Here is a 17,024-nt window from a genome sequence, read left to right as displayed (position 1 = left end):
ACCTACAATTATTACATATTAAAACAATAAACATATTTTTATATTACATAATAAAACTTTGATTAAGAGAGTCACATAAATATTGAAATAAAAAACATTTTTTTGATTACAAAATAGCATTCAATTTCACAGGTTTAGCTAAAAACATTTGGTGAACATAACTTCAAATATATATCTTCAAAAAACATTGATAATATTAAACCAATTATTAACCTTTAAAACCTTAAAATTATGATCACTCTTGCTAAAATTATAGTCGATATTATCTTCATTATATTTTCGATTATATAATTTCAAAAAAAGTAAAGCTTAGTCTAGAATAAGTTTTACTACTTTTACCTTTATTGAAGGATTAAAACATGAAAAAGCAAGTATTCAAATTTTTAGCCAAGGTTAATAAAGCAATATTACCAAGTTATACCAAAAAACGATTAGATTTAGCTAAAGCCACAAAACTACAAATGGCAATTTTTGGTTGGCGTGTTTATGTAACAAAAAATGCTTTAGATTAAGTTAATACAGCTTTTAAGGTGTAGTCGCTTTATATAGAGTTGCATTAGACTTTGAAGATATACTATATTTACAATCTGCTTCTAAAAAAACCGATTCGCCTTTACCAATAGCTAACACATTATCGCCTTCTACAATTTCTGCTTCACCATCAATTATAATTAAAATTTGAGCTGTTTTTGCTTTAGATTTGTAAGTATCAGATTTTTTTAAATCTATTTTACTCAATTCAAAATCTGGTGCTGGCGTTTTATAAATGCGTTCAATACTATCTTCTTGTAAATTTCCTTGCATTACATTAGGTATAGTTTCTTCAAAAGCAATATGCTTTAATAACTCAGGAACATCAACGTGCTTTGGTGTTAATCCGCCGCGTAAAACATTATCTGAATTTGCCATAAGCTCCATGTTTTGCCCCTCAAGATACGCATGCGGAATTCCGGCATCCTGAAAAATAGCCTCTCCTTTATTTGCTTTAACTATATTAAAAAAATAAATGGAGTAAATCCCCTTGTCTAAAATATTTTTATCTGGAGCTGTATCAACCACTTTTGCTGCCCAATAATCGGGACTCAATTTGTCTAGTTTTCCTTCAGAATACAGAGGCATAATACGGTTTACTAACGGCGTTAATATACGGTTGGTTTCTTCAGTAGATTGCTCCATCACTTTTTTGTACAAACCTAAATAACCTTCAGTTTTAAAAACTGGTAATAAATTAACAAACTCTGGGGTTTCATTTAATCTTTCGTTTAATTTATCTTTAGATAAAAACCCGTGTAGCAACCAAAACTCACTAAGTGCCACCATAATTTCTGGTTTGTGGTTATCGTCTTTATAATTTCTATGAGATGCTGTTAATGGTATTCCTAATTCATTCTCTCGCTTAAACCCTTTTTCAGCTTCTATTTTTGTTGGATGTACTTGAATGGATAACATATCATTTACATCTAACACTTTAAATAAAAAAGGTAATCGACCAAAGTTTTTAGCAACTTCTATTCCTAAACTTTCTATACTATGAGATGCCAAATAACTATCTAAGTTTTGACCACCACTCGCAGTAGAAATTACAGAAGGTGCGTTTACGTGAGCACCTAACCAATATTCCGCACATTTATCGTGATTGCTTTCAATTCCCAATAAATTTGGAATAAATTTAGTTCCACCCCAAGCGTAATTTTGAATTTTCCCTTTTAAAGCAAATAATTTCGACATCTATTTTTATTATTGATTAGTGCTGTGCAAATTTAAAACTAAACATATCAAAAGCGAAACAAAACAGGAAAAGCTTAATACAAATTAACAAATTTTTAAAAAAAGCATATTAAAACAAAAAATGCAACAAACCATCCTAATAGTATGTTGCATTTTTATTACGTGACCTCGACTGGATTCAAACCAGTAACCTCTTGAGCCGTAATCAAGTGCGCTATTCAGTTGCGCCACGAGGCCTTTTTTGTGGGTGCAAATATAGTATTTTTATTAAAACTGTACCAAATATTTATTTCAAATTTGTAATTCATTACTTTTGAATATGTCAAAGCAATTATTACAACAAAAATTTAATCATCTTTTAGATGATAATCTTATCGAAGAAATCTATTTATCAGGTATTTTTAAAACCTTTAAAAAGCAAGATATCATAATAGATATTAATCAAACGCTAAACTATATCCCACTATTATTAAGTGGAAGCATAAAAATACTTAGAGAGGATAATGATGGTAACGAGCTACTCATTTACTTTTTAGAATCTGGAGAAACATGTACCATGTCGCTTACCTGCTGCATGGGAGCTTCAAAAAGTAAAATTCGTGCTGTTGCAGAAAAAGACTCAAGCTTAATTATGATTCCAGTTAACGTTATGCAAAAATGGTTTCACAATAACGAGAGTTGGAGAAATTTTATTCTGGAAAGCTACCAAACAAGATTTAACGAAATGCTAGAAACTATTGATAATCTAGCCTTTATGAGAATGGATGAGCGCTTATATAAATACTTAATTAATAAAACAAAGCTCAACAATTCCAAAACCATTATTGTAAAACACCTCGATATTGCAGAAGATTTACACACCTCTCGTGTTGTAATTTCGCGACTTCTCAAACAATTCGAAAACGATAAAAAAATCAAGTTAAGCAGAAATAAAATTGAAGTTTTATAACATCACGTTTGGGCGTTACCTAAAGGTCGGACTTTCACTACTCAATATTTTTACAAAAAAGCAAAAAGGATTTCAAACATTTAGCCTGTGGTGAGTGTAGTCGAACCGTTCAATCCCTTAACGCAACACACGCATACCATAACAAGCAATTAAAACACATTAAGTAACATTTATTGCAAAGTAAAACTATAATCAATTTATCTTTGCCTCTTTAATTTACAAATTATGGAATACATTTTAAATCCTTGGCCTTGGTATATTACAGGACCATTAATAGCCTTAGTAATGGCATTATTACTTTATTTCGGAAAAACTTTTGGCATGTCATCAAACCTCAAAACACTATGTACAATAGGAGGGGCAGGCAAATTTTCAGATTTTTTTAAATTCAAATGGAAAGATCAAATTTGGAATTTAATGGTCGTTTTAGGAGCTATTATTGGCGGTTTCATTGCAACACAATACCTATCCAATGATGTAGCTACAGACTTAAATCCAGAAACCATTTCCGAATTACAACAAATGGGATTTAAAAATGCCGGCGCAACATTAGTACCAAACGAAATATTCAGTTTAGAAACATTAACCTCAAAAAGCTTACTATTATTAATTATTGGTGGGTTGCTTGTTGGTTTTGGTACAAGATATGCTGGCGGCTGTACTTCTGGTCATGCCATTACCGGTTTAAGTAGTTTACAAAAACCATCGCTAATTGCCGTTATTGGTTTTTTTATTGGCGGATTAATTATGACTAACCTTCTTTTACCTTTAATTTTTTAGTTATGAAGTTTTTTAAATTTTTATTAGTTGGTATTTTCTTTGGTATTGTGCTAGTTAAATCTGAAGCCGTCTCTTGGTATCGTATTTATGAGATGTTTCGTTTTCAATCCTTTCATATGTATGGTATAATAGGAACAGCAATAGCAACAGGCATTCTGTTTATACAAATCTCAAAAAAGGGATATATAAAAAGTATTAAAGGCAAAGATATTATTGTTCCCAAAAAAGACAACGGACTCATTAGGTATATTGTTGGTGGCACTATTTTCGGATTTGGCTGGGCACTTATTGGCGCATGCCCTGGACCAATGTATATATTGTTAGGCACTGGTGTTTTTAGTATGCTTATTGTAATAGCTGCCGCTTTATTGGGTACATTTATTTACGGTATTTTAAAAGACAAATTACCTCATTAAATGGATACTACACAACTTTTAGGATACTTTGGTGCATTAATAGTTGGTTTAGTTTTAGGGCTAATTGGAGGTGGTGGCTCCATACTTACCGTACCTTTATTAGTCTATTTATTAGGCTATAACCCCATTATTGCTACAGCATATTCCTTATTTGTTGTTGGCACAACATCTATGGTTGGTACGTACCAAAAACATAGAAAAGGCTTAGTCGATTTTAAAACAGGTTTAGCATTTTCTTTTCCATCGTTTATAGCCGTTTATTTATCACGTAGATATTTAGTTCCAGGCATTCCAGACACCCTTTTTACCATAGGGAGTTTCTCTTTAACAAAAGAAATGAGTATCATGGTATTTTTTGCCATTATCATGCTTTTGGCTTCCATTTCTATGATAAAAAACAAAAAAGAACCAGATGTTATAACAGAAAAACAAGCGTATTACAAAACCTTTATTCAAGGGTTAATAATCGGTACTATTACAGGACTAATTGGTGCTGGAGGCGGATTTTTATATGTACCTGCACTTGTGCTTTGGGCAAATATCCCTATGAAAAAAGCCGTAGGAACTTCATTAATTATCGTTACTATTAATTCGTTAATAGGCTTTATTGGCGATATACAAACCCTCGAAATTGAGTGGATATTTCTACTTACTTTCACTTTAATTTCTGTTATTGGAATTATAATTGGTGTATTTCTTTCAAAATTTATAAGTGGAAAAAAACTTAAAAAAAGCTTCGGATTTTTCACATTAATTATGGCAGTTTATATAATATATAAAGAAACCAATTAAAGGAATGTGACAAAAGTCACAAATGAGACCAATTTGGTTTCATATTTTTGAATGATTATTATGTTGAAATGATTTTCGATTTCGCAGAAATGAAAAAGTTTATAAAATGAAAATAGAACAAATTTATACAGGTTGTTTAGCTCAAGGTGCATATTATATTGAATCTAATGGCGAAGTTGCAATAATTGACCCATTACGTGAAACACAACAATATGTTGACAAAGCAAATAAAGAAAATGCTAAAATCAAATATGTTTTTGAAACACATTTTCATGCAGATTTTGTTTCTGGCCATGTCGATTTAGCAAAAAAAACAGGTGCAACAATTGTTTTTGGACCTAGTGCAAAAACAGATTACGACGCCTATATAGCAACAGATAATGAAGAGTTTAAATTGGGTGATGTAACCATAAAAGTATTACACACACCTGGGCACACATTAGAATCGGTAACCTTCCTTTTAATTGATGAAAATGGTAAAAATCATGCTATTTTTTCGGGTGACACTTTATTTTTAGGTGATGTTGGTCGACCAGATTTAGCTATAAAATCAGATCTTACTAAAGAAGATTTAGCAGCAATGTTATATGACTCGTTACGCAATAAAATTATGCCTTTAGAAGACGATGTTATTGTTTATCCAGCACATGGTGCAGGATCGGCTTGCGGTAAAAATTTAAGTAAAGAAACTGTTGGTATTCTTGGTGAACAGAAACAAACCAATTATGCTTTGCGCTCTGATATGACAAAAGAAGAATTTGTAGAAGAAGTGCTTGATGGTATTCCACCACCACCTCAATATTTTGCAAAAAATGCAATGATGAATAAATCGGGTTACGATACTTTTGAAACCGTTTTACAAAAAGGCGATGTCGCTTTAAATGCTGAAGATTTTGAAGCTATTGCCAATCGAGAAGATGCTTTAATACTTGACGTTAGAAACGAAAAAGACTTCGTGAAAGGACATATACCAAACTCCATATTTATTGGTATTCATGGTGGTTTTGCACCATGGGTTGGCGCACTAATTACCGATTTAAAACAACCCATTTTACTAGTCACACCAAAAGGAAAAGAAAAAGAAACCGTTACACGATTGTCTCGTGTGGGTTACGATAATACTTTAGGGTATTTAGATGGTGGCATGGAAACATGGAAAGCTGCTGGAAAAGATATTGAAACTATCGAGTCTATTTCGGCAGAAGAGTTTTCTAAGCGATTTAAAAATGAAAACATTAGCACTCTTGATGTTAGAAAAGATGGCGAATATAAATCTGAACATTTAGAAGGTGATAATGTGCAACATTTTCCATTAGATTTTATTAATGATAACATGACAGCTATTAATAGTGACAAAACATATTATTTACACTGTGCTGGTGGTTATCGCTCGGTAATAGCAGCTTCAATTTTAAAAGCACGTGGATTTAATAATTTAGTAGATGTTGCTGGCGGATTTGTAGCACTTAAAAACACCGATTTACCAATATCAAATTTTGTTTGTCCTTCAACCCTATAAAACATGGAAGTTACTCTAAAAATACAAAACTTAAAATGTGGTGGCTGTGCTAACACCATTATAACTAAATTAGGTGAACTTAATCACTTATCTAAAATTAATGTTGATAACACAAATGATTCTGTTTCATTTAATTATTTAACTGAAGAGAGTTTTACTGAAGCTAAAACTTTATTAGCAAAACTTGGCTATCCTATCGTTGGAGAAAAAAACGCTTTAACTACAAAAGCAAAATCTTTTGTGAGTTGCGCTGTAGGAAGAATAAGTAAATAAAAAAAGGTTCTGATTAAATCAGAACCTTTTTTTATATTATTTCAGCACTTAAACCTGCTTCGAGAAGCATGGAGCAGCGTGGTTTTAAATCTTTATACTCACCTGTTTTAACGGTGCATTTCCCGTTGTGATGTACAATAATCGAACACTGTTCTGCCTGCTCTGGTGTGTGCTCGCAGGCATGAATAAGAGTGTCAATTACATGATCGAAGGTATTAACTTCATCATTGTAAAGCACAATCTCATTTTGAGTTACTACTTCTTCTTGTAAAAGTAATTCTTCTGATGTTTTTTCTCTTGTACTCATTGGTAATTTTTATACTAATTTAAAAATTTTAGCGAAACCCAATTGTTTCTTTCTAATTTTTCTTCAAATTTTAACAAATACTTTTCACATTCAGTTTTTATGATAGGAATATCATCAGCATAAAATCCGCTTAAAAACAACATGCCATTTTTGTTTAAGCTAGCCGCATAGGTTTTCATATCTTGTAATAAAATATTTCTGTTAATATTTGCTATAACGATGTCGTAAGACTTATTTACCAACAAACTCGAATCACCTTCTAAAACGGTGATATGACTACTATTATTACGCTGTACGTTTTCAATACTGTTTAGATAGCACCAGTTATCGTAATCTATAGCATCAATTGGTTTTGCGCCTTTCTTTTCTGCAAGAATTGCTAAAACGCCAGTGCCACAACCCATATCTAAAACTGATTTATTGGTAAAATCGTTTTTTAATATATGCTGAATCATCATGTGTGTGGTTTCGTGATGCCCTGTGCCAAAACTCATTTTGGGTTCTATAATAATGTCGTATTTGGTGTTTGGCTTTTCATGAAATGGTGCGCGAACAGAACATAAATTATCTACAACAATTGGATTAAAATTCTTTTCCCATTCTGCATTCCAGTTTACTTGCTCTATCTCATTAAATTCGTAACTAATTTTAAACTCACTGGATTTTAATATTTGAATATCGCTTAAAATGGTTTCGTTCCAGTCTTCTTTTTGAATGTATGCTGTAACACCATCTTCGTTTTCTACAAAGCTTTCAAACCCTGCATAACCTAATTCTGCTATTAAAATTTCGGTCGCTGGCTGCAATGGTTTTACTTTAAAGTAATAACCTATGTAAATTGTATTTGACATTGGTGATGTTATTTATTTTTGCAAATGTGTGCGTTAGCGATTGAAGTGACATCCTTTTTTGAGGCACGAGAAAAAGATATAACGGAAAGCGCGACCCCAAATTTTTATTTGGGGTAACGCCCAAAATAATATTTTAAAATGCGTTTACGATAGCAAAAAAATCGTCGGCATTAAGTGCTGCTCCTCCTATTAAACCACCATCTACGTCTGGTTTTGAAAAAATTTCTTTAGCATTTGTAGGTTTACAGCTTCCGCCATAAAGAATGGAGAGGTTGTTAGCTACTTCATTTCCGTATGTATTTGCTATGGTTTTTCTTATAAAGGCGTGCATATCTTGTGCTTGCTCTGGACTTGCCGTTTCGCCTGTGCCAATTGCCCAAACAGGCTCGTAAGCCAATACGATATTTTTAAATGCTGAAGCTTCTAAATGAAATAAGGCGTTTTTAATTTGACTTTCAACAATGTTTTCTTCGTTTCCAGATTTTCTATCAGCTAATTCTTCTCCAAAACAGAAAATAACTCGCATGTTATTAGCTAGTGCTGCATCTACTTTTTTAGCTAACATATCATCGGTCTCGTTAAAATAAGCGCGACGCTCACTATGTCCTAAAATAACGGTTTGTACACCTACACTTTTTAACATGTTTGCACTAATCTCGCCCGTGTAGGCTCCATTTTCGGCAAAGTGCATGTTTTGTGCAATAACTTCTATTTCTGAGTTTTTAAGACTGTTATAGGCTTGCCATAAATTTGTTGCTGTTGGAGCAACCATAACTTCTGCATTGGTTGTTTTGGTTTGTGCTTTTAAAGCTGCAATCAAAGCTTCGGTTTGAGATAAATCGTTATTCATCTTCCAATTTCCGGCTACAATTTGTTTTCTCATGTAAGTTGGTATTAAATTTTATATATTTTGAAGTATTGTGTTTTTCTGATTTAATCTAGAATTTAAATACAAAAATACTACTTTTTTATGGCTTGAATTAACTTGATATCGTCTGCTTTTATTGCTTTAAATAATTCTATATTTCCTGCTTTATTTATTACCATATATCTAGGAATCCAGTCTAAATTTACAAATTTACCAAAAGCTCCTTTCCAACCAGATTGCATAAAATAGTGAGTGCCATCTACATTGTACTTTTCAATTCCTTTTTTCCAAGCTTCTTGACTTTTATCTAAAGACAAAAACATATAAACAACATCTTTATATTCGGATTGTAATGTTTTTACTTTTGGCATGCCTTTAATACAGTCTTTACACCAAGATGCCCAAATATCTATAACTATGGTTTTTCCTTTGTGGGTTTCTAAAATCTCCTTGAAAGTTATATTTTCTCCATTTAAAGTTATAAAGGTATCGTTTAATGCTTCTGTAGAGAATTGTGTTGGAACCTCTGTATTACAGCTAAAAATACTGAATAATAAAATTATTAAGTAATTCATCTTTTTCATTTTATAATGTTAATTGTTTTGTTTTTGCTACTACTAATTCACTAATATTTTTTTGCGAATTGAGTTATTTATTTTTCAGTATAACCTCAATAATTCCAGTATAAGCTGTATTATTTTCATTATTATACTCTTTTAATGCTATTGGATTTTTATTAACATTAACGCTTTCAATCAACGTGGTGTCTAAAGCCTCGACTTCTTGTTTAGTTGAAGGTTCGTCATTGATAAAATAGGCAATAATTCCTTTAGCTTTTTTTGGTTCTGGCTTTCTTTCAACTTTTGGCAACTCCAAATAATCAATATCATTCCAATGCACTTTTTGTTTTACTGTTCCAGCATCTAGTTCTAAAATCCCTGGATTTGAGCGCACTACTGTTTTTAGTGCTTTTTCGTCGCATAAATACCAATCGAAATTCAAATTATAAGCTTCGTTAATTCGTTGCTTTACATCGTTACCAGATGCTGTTAATCCTATAACTTTATAACCTTTTTTAATGGCTTCATCTTGTAATGCTTTTAATTTTAAAGCGCCTTCTTTTTCAATTTTATCTAAATTATACGATATAATTACTATTAGATTTTCTTCGCCTAAAAAGTACTCTGTTAAATCTTCATTGTCTGTTTCTATTGAAAAATCTAAAACTGGTGGCTGATATGCTTCTCTAATAACTTTAGTTTCAACACCTACATAGTCGCCGTCTACGGTTGGATAACTACCATCTGTTATAATTACTTTTTCTTCGCCGTTAACATTAAATGTCCATGTATATTCCTGAATAGCTTTTGGTGCATCATCTGGAATGCTCATACCTTCTGCAATGTTGTTTCCTATTTTATACGCTCTAAAGTCTATTGTTGGCAAATGCATAAGCACATGATACCCAAACCATAAACTAAACACAAAACTTAAAAGTGCCAAAACGGTTGTTAGTAATTTACTGAAAATGGGGTTAATATGTTTTACACCAAAGAATAAAATGAGAATAAAAAACAGCAAAATAATATCTTTTGTAAAGCTTTCCCATGGTGTTAATTTTAGAGCATCACCAAAACAACCGCAGTCTTTTACTTTATCGAAATACGCCGAATAAAAGGTTAAGAATGTAAAAAACACAATCATTGCTAACAAACTCCAAACGGTAAATTTAGGCTTGTAGCCTATTAATAAAAACACGCCTAAAACGACTTCGAATACCACAACAATTACCGAAACACCCAATGCATACGGAATTAAAAACTCCATATTTAAAACGTCTGCACTAAAATATTCTTCTAGTTTGTACGAAAACCCCAAAGGGTCATTTAGTTTTATAAATCCTGAAATAATAAATAAAACGCCAACGAATATTCTACTTAATGCTACTAATGTTTTCATGTTTTCTTGGAAAAAGTTCTTTTAGTGTAATTTCAAGGTAATCTAAGATCTTGGGACAACTCTTCATTCAAATGAATTAAAGCAAAAACTGCATAATTTATCATATCTTGATAGTTGGCATCAATACCTTCACTAACAATGGTTTTACCTTTATTATTCTCAATAGTTTTTACACGAAGGAGTTTCTGCAAAATCAAATCGGTTAAACTACTTACTCGCATATCGCGCCATGCTTCGCCGTAATCATGGTTTTTATCTTCCATGAGTTTTTTGGTAATTGCCGCTTGTTCGGTGTATAATTTTATAGCCTCTTCAGTAGACATATCTGGCTGTTCAACAACCCCTTTTTCTAACTGAATTAAAGCCATAATGCAGTAATTTATAATGCCGATAAATTCGCTTACTTCGCCCTCATCAACCTTTCTTACATCGTTTTGTTGCAAACTTCTAATACGTTGTGCTTTAATAAAAATTTGGTCGGTTAATGATGGTAAACGTAATATTCTCCATGCACTTCCGTAATCGCCCATTTTTTTTACAAACAAACTTTTACAGGCATCTATTACGGCATCGTATTGTTTTGAAGTATCTTGCATCTATAAAATCAATTTTGTGTAAATTTCGCTTAAATTGTTTAAAGTTCAAAAGTTTAGTGTTTAAAGTTTTTGGAGTTTATATTTCTACTTCCAAGTTTAATGTTTTAGGTTTGGAATTTGATATTTTAAATATTGGAATTTTAAGATTATGACTATAAATTGTAAAGGACGACTCATCGATTTATCATCACCAAAAGTGATGGGGATTTTAAATATTACACCAGATTCGTTTTACGATGGAGGCTCTTATAAAAACGATAGAGACATTTTAAATCAAGTTGAAAAAATGCTTAATGAAGGTGCTACGTTTATTGATGTTGGTGCCTATAGCTCGCGACCAAACGCCGACCATGTTAGTGAAACTGATGAGTTAAAAAGAATTTCACCCATTGTTAATTTGATTTTAAATGAATTTCCAAAAACATTACTTTCAATTGACACCTTTAGAAGTGAAGTTGCGAAACGCTGCATTGAAACAGGTGCTTGTATGATTAATGATATTTCGGCAGGAAAATTAAATGATGCTATGTTACAAACTATCGCTGATTTAAAAGTGCCTTATATTATGATGCACATGCGTGGCACTCCGCAAAACATGCAAGAGCAAACTAAATATGATGATGTGATAAAAGACATCATATTTTATTTTTCTGAACGTATTGCAGCTGCCAAACAATTAGGTATTATTGATATGATTATAGACCCTGGTTTTGGTTTCGCAAAAACTTTAGAGCAGAATTTTAAAGTTTTAAACCAATTAGAATTATTTAAAATGCTAGACAAGCCTATACTTGCAGGAATTTCAAGAAAATCTATGATTTATAAAACTTTAGAAACCTCAGCTAGTAATGCTTTAAATGGTACAACCGTTTTAAATACAGTGGCATTACAAAAAGGCGCTTCAATTTTACGAGTGCACGATGTTAAGGAAGCTATGGAGTGTATTAAATTGACTAGATTGTTAGATTGTTAGAAATTATGAAGCATATATTTTTCTTAATTATTTTATCTATTTTCTTTTCCTGTGGAAAAGAAAAAGTGATTTTACTACCAGAAATAACGCATTCTGAAATTACCGATATTAAGGATGTTTCTGCTGCTTATTTATTTTATGATGAAACTCAAAAAGATAGTGTTCAACTTAACAGAAAAAACTTAATTGTTACCACAAATTGGTTGGTAAATGTGGATAAACGTTTAACCTTAAAACAAGCCATTCCTTATATTAAATTCCTTCAAGAGAAAAAACAAAACTCTAGTCATAAAAACGAAAAGGCTAAAAACTATTTTACCTGCAATGATACAAGTAGAAAGAGTTTAGGGTTTATTGAGTTTACGGATGTGATTTATCATAAGGAATCTTCAAATGATTATTTTAACAAAAATTCAAACTTAAAGCTTTCTGAATCATCTATCGGAATCAATTTTAACTCCAATGAAAACATAACAATTATAAACCCTAATTCTGATCCGTTTATATTTCAAACAAATGAAAATAATTTTATCAATGATTTAAAAAAGAATAATAATAATTCTAAAAAAGCGTATTTGAATTTTAATAGCTCAATAAGTTTTCAAGATTACATCTCATTAAAGTCATTAATTTTATCAATTGAAAAAGAATCAATAGACATTTCAAATAACGAATTTATTTATTAACCATATTTTACTAAATTTACCAAAACCCACTGCCTTTGGAAATTTTTAAAGACCTTTTAAAATTTACAGTTGTCGATATTATCGATGTTATTTTAGTAGCCCTACTGCTCTACTACATTTACAAACTTATAAAAGGTACTGTTGCCATTAATATTTTTATTGGTATCATCATCATTTATCTAGTTTGGAGATTAACCGATTTTCTTGAAATGGAACTCCTAACTAGCATTTTTGGTGGTTTTATTAAAGTTGGTATTATTGCTTTAATTGTGGTATTTCAACCCGAAATCCGCAAATTTTTACTTATGGTCGGTTCAACTAATTTTAGTAGGCGACGTAAATTTTTACAACAATTTAATTTTATAAAAAACGAAACTGGAGATGAAACCAATGTAGATGCCATTATTTCGGCTTGTGTTAAAATGGGAGCCTCAAAAACAGGGGCGCTAATTGTTTTCGAACGTAATAATAATCTTGATTTTTTGTCGTCATCTGGAGACGAAATGAATATTAAAGTCACTCAACCCATTATAGAAAGTATCTTTTTTAAAAACAGTCCGCTACACGATGGTGCTATAGTAGTTAGCAATAATATTGTAAAAGCAACACGTGTTATTCTTCCTGTTAATAACGAAAAGAACATACCGCAACGCTTTGGTTTACGTCATAGAGCCGCTATTGGTGTTACCGAAAAAACCGATGCCTTAGCTTTGGTTGTTAGTGAAGAAACAGGGCATATTTCTTATTTTAAAGATGGTGAATTTGTGGTTTTTGACAACACTGATCAGCTTAACAAAATGATAAAAAAAGACTTGGCTTAATGAATTGTAGAAACTGCAACAATACACTAAGAACCGATTTTAGTTTTTGTCCAGATTGTGGGTCTAAAATTATTAGGAATAGATTGACTCCAAAAAGTTTAACATATGATTTTTTAGAGCGTTATTTTAATTTAGATAACACATTTTTAAAAACAATCAGACATATGATTATCAAACCAGAAAGCGTTTGTGGTGGTTATATATCTGGAATTCGGAAAAAATATTTAAATCCAGTAAGCATGCTTGCAATCACGCTTACACTATCTGGATTTATTCTTTTCTTGATGAAAAAAGTAGCATGGAGTAGTATTGATTTTTCAAAAATAAGCTACGCACAGACAAGCTCTGGTGGTGTAGGAACTGAAAAAATAATGGCTTCAACTATGGAATATAGTTCGATACTTTTTTTATTTTACATTCCCATTCTAGCATTTGCTAGTTATTTATTTTTTAATAAAAAGCAATATAATTTTGCAGAACATGTTGTAATTTCAATATATGCGTTAACTAGTTTTGGTATTATTGGTTCGATTTATTCAATAATAACACTACTTACAAACCCACAATTTTATATAGATGTAGCACTTATTTACTCCTTGGTGATGATATTGTTTTGTATTTATGTTTCCTACAAAAATTCTATGGACAATCTAAAATCTTTGTTTTGGAGAGTTCCTCTGTTTTTGTTGATTTTTTTAATTGGCTATATGGGTATTTCAATAATAACTATAGTAATTTTATTTCTAACAGGTGAAATATCAATTCAAGATTTAATACCCAAATAATCTTTTAAGCCATTTCCTCCTTTAAAAACTGAACTTCGTATAGGTTTCTGTAATACCCGTTTTCTTTTTTAAGCAGTTCGTCATGAGTACCTTGTTCAACAATTTCGCCAGCGTCCATCACAATAATTTTATCCGCTTTTTTTATGGTTGCTAAACGGTGAGCAATAACTATTGACGTTCGCCCTTTTGTTATTTTATCAGTCGCATTTTGAATGAGTTGTTCTGAATACGAATCGACCGAAGATGTGGCTTCATCTAAAACCAAAATACTCGGATTGGTAACATAAGCACGTAAAAACGAAATGAGTTGACGCTGACCGGAAGATAGCATTACACCGCGCTCTTTTACATTATAATGATAGCCATTTGGTAAACTCATTATAAAATCATGTATTCCAATATCCTTTGCTGCTTGTTGCACATCAGCTTCAGTAATTTCTGGATGATTAAGCGTAATGTTATTTAAAATAGTATCTGCAAACAAAAACACATCTTGTAAAACTACTGCAATCTGCGTACGTAAAGAGGCTAAAGTGACTTCTTTAATATCAATACCATCAACTGCAATTACGCCATCTTTTATTTCGTAAAAACGATTTAATAAATTTATAATTGTCGATTTACCAGCACCAGTTGCTCCAACAATAGCAATAGTTTCTCCAGTTTTTACGTTAAAGGAAATACCTTTTAAAACCTCTTCATCATCAACATAACTAAAATAAACATTTTTAAATGCAATATCGCCTTTAAAATGTTCAGCAACATGTGTTCCTGTATCGTCAATTTGCGAGGTTGTATCAATAACTTTAAATACTCTGTTTGCAGCAACCATACCCATTTGTAGTGTGTTAAACTTATCTGCTATTTGCCTAAGCGGTCTAAATAACATAGGGATAAACATAATAAAAGCAATCAAAGTTCCTTTGGTTACACTGCCTTCTAAAACTACATTTAAGCCGCCGTACCACGCTACCAAACCAATGGTTATTGAGCTTGATAAATCTGCTAAAGGAAAAAATATAGAGTTATACCAAACGGTTTTTAACCAACCTTTTTTATGACGTTCGTTAATAGTTTTAAATCTTTTATACTCTGTGGTTTCACGAGTAAAAAGCTGTAATATTTTCATACCCGTTAACCGTTCTTGTACAAAGGAATTTAAGTTAGATACTTCATTCCTTACTTCCTCGAAAGCTTTTTTCATGTATTTCTGAAAAATACGAGTCGCATATAATAATAGTGGCAACATGAGTAACACAATTAAACTCAACTTTAAATTCGTATAAACCATAAACCCGAAAACGACTAACATGGTTAGTAAATCTCTAAAAATCATAAACAAACCCTGACCAAAAATATCTGCGATACGCTCCATATCGGTTACAGCACGTGTAATTAAAACACCAACCGATGAGTTATCATAATACTTCATTTTAAAACGAAGTAAATGATTAAATAATTTTACACGAACATCCATGACTAAATTTTGTCCTAACCAAGCCGCATAATAGATAAATGTTAATTGAAATACGGTTTGCAAAATTAAAACCCCTAACATAATGGTTATGTAAAACAGAAATTTATCTGGGTTATCACCAGCAATACTATCATCAATAGCATATTGAGTAATCTTAGGCGTTGCGGCACCAAAAATAGCTAACAACACCACTAACAATAACAGCCCAAAAAAGACAGCTTTATAAGGTTTTATATATTGAAAAAGACGTGTGAATAACTTTACGTCGAAAATATGTTCTTTCTTCTTACTCATTTATAGTTTTATATCGTCTGGATATTCAATTTTTGTTAAATATAAGGCTTGCGCAGGCACCGAAAAACCAGCTTCACTTCTGTTTTTAGATTTAATAATAGTGTGTAAATCTTCAATAGTAGTTTTACCTAAACCAATATTAATCATTGTGCCAACAATAGCTCGTACCATATTTCGTAAAAACCTATCGGCTTTAATTGTAAAACATAGTTCGTTATTTTCCAAACTCCATTCCGCTTTCATTATAGTACAATTATACGTTTTTACATCGGTATTACTTTTCGAAAAGCATTGAAAATCTTTATAATCGAATAAAATTTTCGAAGCTTCATTCATTTTTTCAATATCTAAAGCTTGCTTCACATAAAACGTATCATTAAAAGTAAAGACATTTTTCTTTAAAGTTATTCTGTATAAATACGTTCTGTTTAACGCATTAAAACGTGCATGCGCATCGTCTTTTACTTTAAAAATAGTATGTACAGCAATATCTTTTGGTAAAAACGAATTCAGCTTAAATATTATGTTTGTATCATTTAATGCCTTATTAAAATCAAAATGGGCAAACATTTGCGATGCATGCACTCCTGTATCTGTTCGTCCTGCACCCATAACAGAAATTGATGTTTTTAAAACTGTAGATAAGGCGCGTTCTAAAACTTCTTGAATCGATATGGCTGTGGGCTGATTTTGCCAACCATGATACGCACTACCATTATAAGAAAGTTCTATAAAATACCGCAATTTGTTTATTCTTTTTATGAACTAACAAAGATATGCAGATTTGATTTCCTAACGAAAACAGTTGTCTTAATTAAATATTAAAAGATTTTTTTGGCGTTACCCTATCGGGTCGGGCTTTTCTCTATATCTTTTTAAAAAGTCATAGCGAGGAAAAAGTTTGTCATCAAATTAGCAACAATTATTATAACTTTACCAACAAACACTAT

The 17,024-nt window shown here is 31.5% G+C and carries 20 protein-coding genes and 1 tRNA gene; 11 read left to right on the top strand and 10 right to left on the bottom strand.

The genetic code is table 11. From position 1 onward, the window contains the following. The first annotated feature begins 359 nt into the window (after positions 1-359). Complete coding sequence (locus AADI82_RS07035) at positions 360-512, top strand: SsrA-binding protein (RefSeq protein WP_341215739.1); 153 nt, start codon at positions 360-362, stop codon at positions 510-512. Between the two features lie 13 nt (positions 513-525). Here the strand turns inward: AADI82_RS07035 and manA are convergent, their stop codons facing one another. After that, positions 526-1,728 carry a mannose-6-phosphate isomerase, class I gene (manA, locus tag AADI82_RS07030; RefSeq protein WP_341215738.1) on the bottom strand — a complete coding sequence of 401 codons (1,203 nt, stop codon included), beginning with the start codon at positions 1,726-1,728 and terminating at the stop codon, positions 526-528. A 163-nt stretch (positions 1,729-1,891) separates the two neighbouring features. Next, positions 1,892-1,965: transfer RNA gene (locus tag AADI82_RS07025), tRNA-Arg, on the bottom strand. An 82-nt stretch (positions 1,966-2,047) separates the two neighbouring features. On the opposite strand from AADI82_RS07025, the gene AADI82_RS07020 reads away from it, so the two are divergent. The 6 genes from AADI82_RS07020 (at position 2,048) to AADI82_RS06995 (ending at position 6,457) form a co-directional block, all read left to right on the top strand. Next, positions 2,048-2,677: a Crp/Fnr family transcriptional regulator gene (locus AADI82_RS07020; RefSeq protein ID WP_341215737.1), complete on the top strand. Its 630-nt coding sequence runs from the start codon at positions 2,048-2,050 to the stop codon at positions 2,675-2,677. A 225-nt stretch (positions 2,678-2,902) separates the two neighbouring features. Further along, on the top strand, positions 2,903-3,457 hold the full coding sequence (locus AADI82_RS07015; protein ID WP_341215736.1) for a YeeE/YedE thiosulfate transporter family protein: 555 nt from the start codon (positions 2,903-2,905) through the stop codon (positions 3,455-3,457). A 2-nt stretch (positions 3,458-3,459) separates the two neighbouring features. Beyond that, on the top strand, positions 3,460-3,873 hold the full coding sequence (locus AADI82_RS07010; RefSeq protein WP_341215735.1) for a DUF6691 family protein: 414 nt from the start codon (positions 3,460-3,462) through the stop codon (positions 3,871-3,873). Then, a complete protein-coding gene (locus AADI82_RS07005) occupies positions 3,874-4,665 on the top strand; it encodes a sulfite exporter TauE/SafE family protein (protein ID WP_341215734.1) in 792 nt (263 codons plus the stop codon). A gap of 106 nt (positions 4,666-4,771) precedes the next feature. Further along, positions 4,772-6,184: a rhodanese-like domain-containing protein gene (locus tag AADI82_RS07000; RefSeq protein WP_341215733.1), complete on the top strand. Its 1,413-nt coding sequence runs from the start codon at positions 4,772-4,774 to the stop codon at positions 6,182-6,184. 3 nt (positions 6,185-6,187) lie between these two features. Then, positions 6,188-6,457 carry a heavy-metal-associated domain-containing protein gene (locus tag AADI82_RS06995; protein WP_341215732.1) on the top strand — a complete coding sequence of 90 codons (270 nt, stop codon included), beginning with the start codon at positions 6,188-6,190 and terminating at the stop codon, positions 6,455-6,457. Between the two features lie 31 nt (positions 6,458-6,488). Here AADI82_RS06995 and AADI82_RS06990 read toward each other — a convergent pair whose 3' ends face one another. The 6 genes from AADI82_RS06990 to AADI82_RS06965 form a co-directional block, all read right to left on the bottom strand. Then, positions 6,489-6,764, bottom strand: a complete 276-nt coding sequence (locus AADI82_RS06990) for an ATP-dependent Clp protease adaptor ClpS (protein WP_341215731.1) — start codon at positions 6,762-6,764, stop codon at positions 6,489-6,491. A gap of 14 nt (positions 6,765-6,778) precedes the next feature. Further along, on the bottom strand, positions 6,779-7,615 hold the full coding sequence (gene prmA, locus AADI82_RS06985; RefSeq protein ID WP_341215730.1) for a 50S ribosomal protein L11 methyltransferase: 837 nt from the start codon (positions 7,613-7,615) through the stop codon (positions 6,779-6,781). A gap of 133 nt (positions 7,616-7,748) precedes the next feature. Next, complete coding sequence (gene tpiA / locus AADI82_RS06980) at positions 7,749-8,498, bottom strand: triose-phosphate isomerase (RefSeq protein ID WP_341215729.1); 750 nt, start codon at positions 8,496-8,498, stop codon at positions 7,749-7,751. Between the two features lie 77 nt (positions 8,499-8,575). After that, positions 8,576-9,058 carry a TlpA disulfide reductase family protein gene (locus AADI82_RS06975; protein WP_341215728.1) on the bottom strand — a complete coding sequence of 161 codons (483 nt, stop codon included), beginning with the start codon at positions 9,056-9,058 and terminating at the stop codon, positions 8,576-8,578. Positions 9,059-9,131: 73 nt separating this feature from the next. Continuing rightward, a complete protein-coding gene (locus AADI82_RS06970) occupies positions 9,132-10,442 on the bottom strand; it encodes a BT_3928 family protein (RefSeq protein WP_341215727.1) in 1,311 nt (436 codons plus the stop codon). A gap of 32 nt (positions 10,443-10,474) precedes the next feature. After that, positions 10,475-11,038, bottom strand: coding sequence for a DUF1599 domain-containing protein (locus AADI82_RS06965; protein ID WP_341215726.1), 564 nt, complete (start codon positions 11,036-11,038; stop codon positions 10,475-10,477). A 148-nt stretch (positions 11,039-11,186) separates the two neighbouring features. Between AADI82_RS06965 and folP the strand changes: the two genes are divergently transcribed. From folP to AADI82_RS06945, 4 genes are read left to right on the top strand one after another with little or no spacing between them, the layout of a single operon-like run. Next, a complete protein-coding gene (gene folP, locus AADI82_RS06960) occupies positions 11,187-12,011 on the top strand; it encodes a dihydropteroate synthase (protein WP_341215725.1) in 825 nt (274 codons plus the stop codon). Between the two features lie 5 nt (positions 12,012-12,016). Continuing rightward, positions 12,017-12,697, top strand: coding sequence for a hypothetical protein (locus AADI82_RS06955; protein ID WP_341215724.1), 681 nt, complete (start codon positions 12,017-12,019; stop codon positions 12,695-12,697). 35 nt (positions 12,698-12,732) lie between these two features. Further along, entirely contained in the window at positions 12,733-13,518 is a 786-nt protein-coding gene (locus AADI82_RS06950) for a diadenylate cyclase (protein ID WP_341215723.1), read from the top strand. Continuing rightward, entirely contained in the window at positions 13,518-14,303 is a 786-nt protein-coding gene (locus AADI82_RS06945; RefSeq protein ID WP_341215722.1) for a DUF3667 domain-containing protein, read from the top strand. The genes AADI82_RS06950 and AADI82_RS06945 overlap by 1 nt, the downstream gene beginning before the upstream one ends. Before the next feature lie 4 nt (positions 14,304-14,307). Here AADI82_RS06945 and AADI82_RS06940 read toward each other — a convergent pair whose 3' ends face one another. Both AADI82_RS06940 and truA read right to left on the bottom strand, forming a co-directional pair. Further along, entirely contained in the window at positions 14,308-16,074 is a 1,767-nt protein-coding gene (locus AADI82_RS06940; RefSeq protein ID WP_341215721.1) for an ABC transporter ATP-binding protein, read from the bottom strand. Continuing rightward, positions 16,075-16,818, bottom strand: coding sequence for a tRNA pseudouridine(38-40) synthase TruA (gene truA / locus AADI82_RS06935; RefSeq protein ID WP_341215720.1), 744 nt, complete (start codon positions 16,816-16,818; stop codon positions 16,075-16,077). Positions 16,819-17,024: the final 206 nt, after the last annotated feature.

The sequence above is a fragment of the uncultured Wocania sp. genome, from assembly GCF_964021735.1.
Taxonomy (GTDB): domain Bacteria; phylum Bacteroidota; class Bacteroidia; order Flavobacteriales; family Flavobacteriaceae; genus Wocania_A.
The sequence above is the reverse complement of the archived record's forward strand: the minus strand, read 5'-3'. Positions and strand labels throughout refer to the sequence as shown.

Coding starts and splice junctions, on each gene's coding strand:
- AADI82_RS07035 (WP_341215739.1), top strand. CDS start 360: ATGAAAAAGCAAGTATTCAAATTTTTAGCCAAGGTTAATAAAGCAATA.
- manA (WP_341215738.1), bottom strand. CDS start 1,728: ATGTCGAAATTATTTGCTTTAAAAGGGAAAATTCAAAATTACGCTTGG.
- AADI82_RS07020 (WP_341215737.1), top strand. CDS start 2,048: ATGTCAAAGCAATTATTACAACAAAAATTTAATCATCTTTTAGATGAT.
- AADI82_RS07015 (WP_341215736.1), top strand. CDS start 2,903: ATGGAATACATTTTAAATCCTTGGCCTTGGTATATTACAGGACCATTA.
- AADI82_RS07010 (WP_341215735.1), top strand. CDS start 3,460: ATGAAGTTTTTTAAATTTTTATTAGTTGGTATTTTCTTTGGTATTGTG.
- AADI82_RS07005 (WP_341215734.1), top strand. CDS start 3,874: ATGGATACTACACAACTTTTAGGATACTTTGGTGCATTAATAGTTGGT.
- AADI82_RS07000 (WP_341215733.1), top strand. CDS start 4,772: ATGAAAATAGAACAAATTTATACAGGTTGTTTAGCTCAAGGTGCATAT.
- AADI82_RS06995 (WP_341215732.1), top strand. CDS start 6,188: ATGGAAGTTACTCTAAAAATACAAAACTTAAAATGTGGTGGCTGTGCT.
- AADI82_RS06990 (WP_341215731.1), bottom strand. CDS start 6,764: ATGAGTACAAGAGAAAAAACATCAGAAGAATTACTTTTACAAGAAGAA.
- prmA (WP_341215730.1), bottom strand. CDS start 7,615: ATGTCAAATACAATTTACATAGGTTATTACTTTAAAGTAAAACCATTG.
- tpiA (WP_341215729.1), bottom strand. CDS start 8,498: ATGAGAAAACAAATTGTAGCCGGAAATTGGAAGATGAATAACGATTTA.
- AADI82_RS06975 (WP_341215728.1), bottom strand. CDS start 9,058: ATGAATTACTTAATAATTTTATTATTCAGTATTTTTAGCTGTAATACA.
- AADI82_RS06970 (WP_341215727.1), bottom strand. CDS start 10,442: ATGAAAACATTAGTAGCATTAAGTAGAATATTCGTTGGCGTTTTATTT.
- AADI82_RS06965 (WP_341215726.1), bottom strand. CDS start 11,038: ATGCAAGATACTTCAAAACAATACGATGCCGTAATAGATGCCTGTAAA.
- folP (WP_341215725.1), top strand. CDS start 11,187: ATGACTATAAATTGTAAAGGACGACTCATCGATTTATCATCACCAAAA.
- AADI82_RS06955 (WP_341215724.1), top strand. CDS start 12,017: ATGAAGCATATATTTTTCTTAATTATTTTATCTATTTTCTTTTCCTGT.
- AADI82_RS06945 (WP_341215722.1), top strand. CDS start 13,518: ATGAATTGTAGAAACTGCAACAATACACTAAGAACCGATTTTAGTTTT.
- AADI82_RS06940 (WP_341215721.1), bottom strand. CDS start 16,074: ATGAGTAAGAAGAAAGAACATATTTTCGACGTAAAGTTATTCACACGT.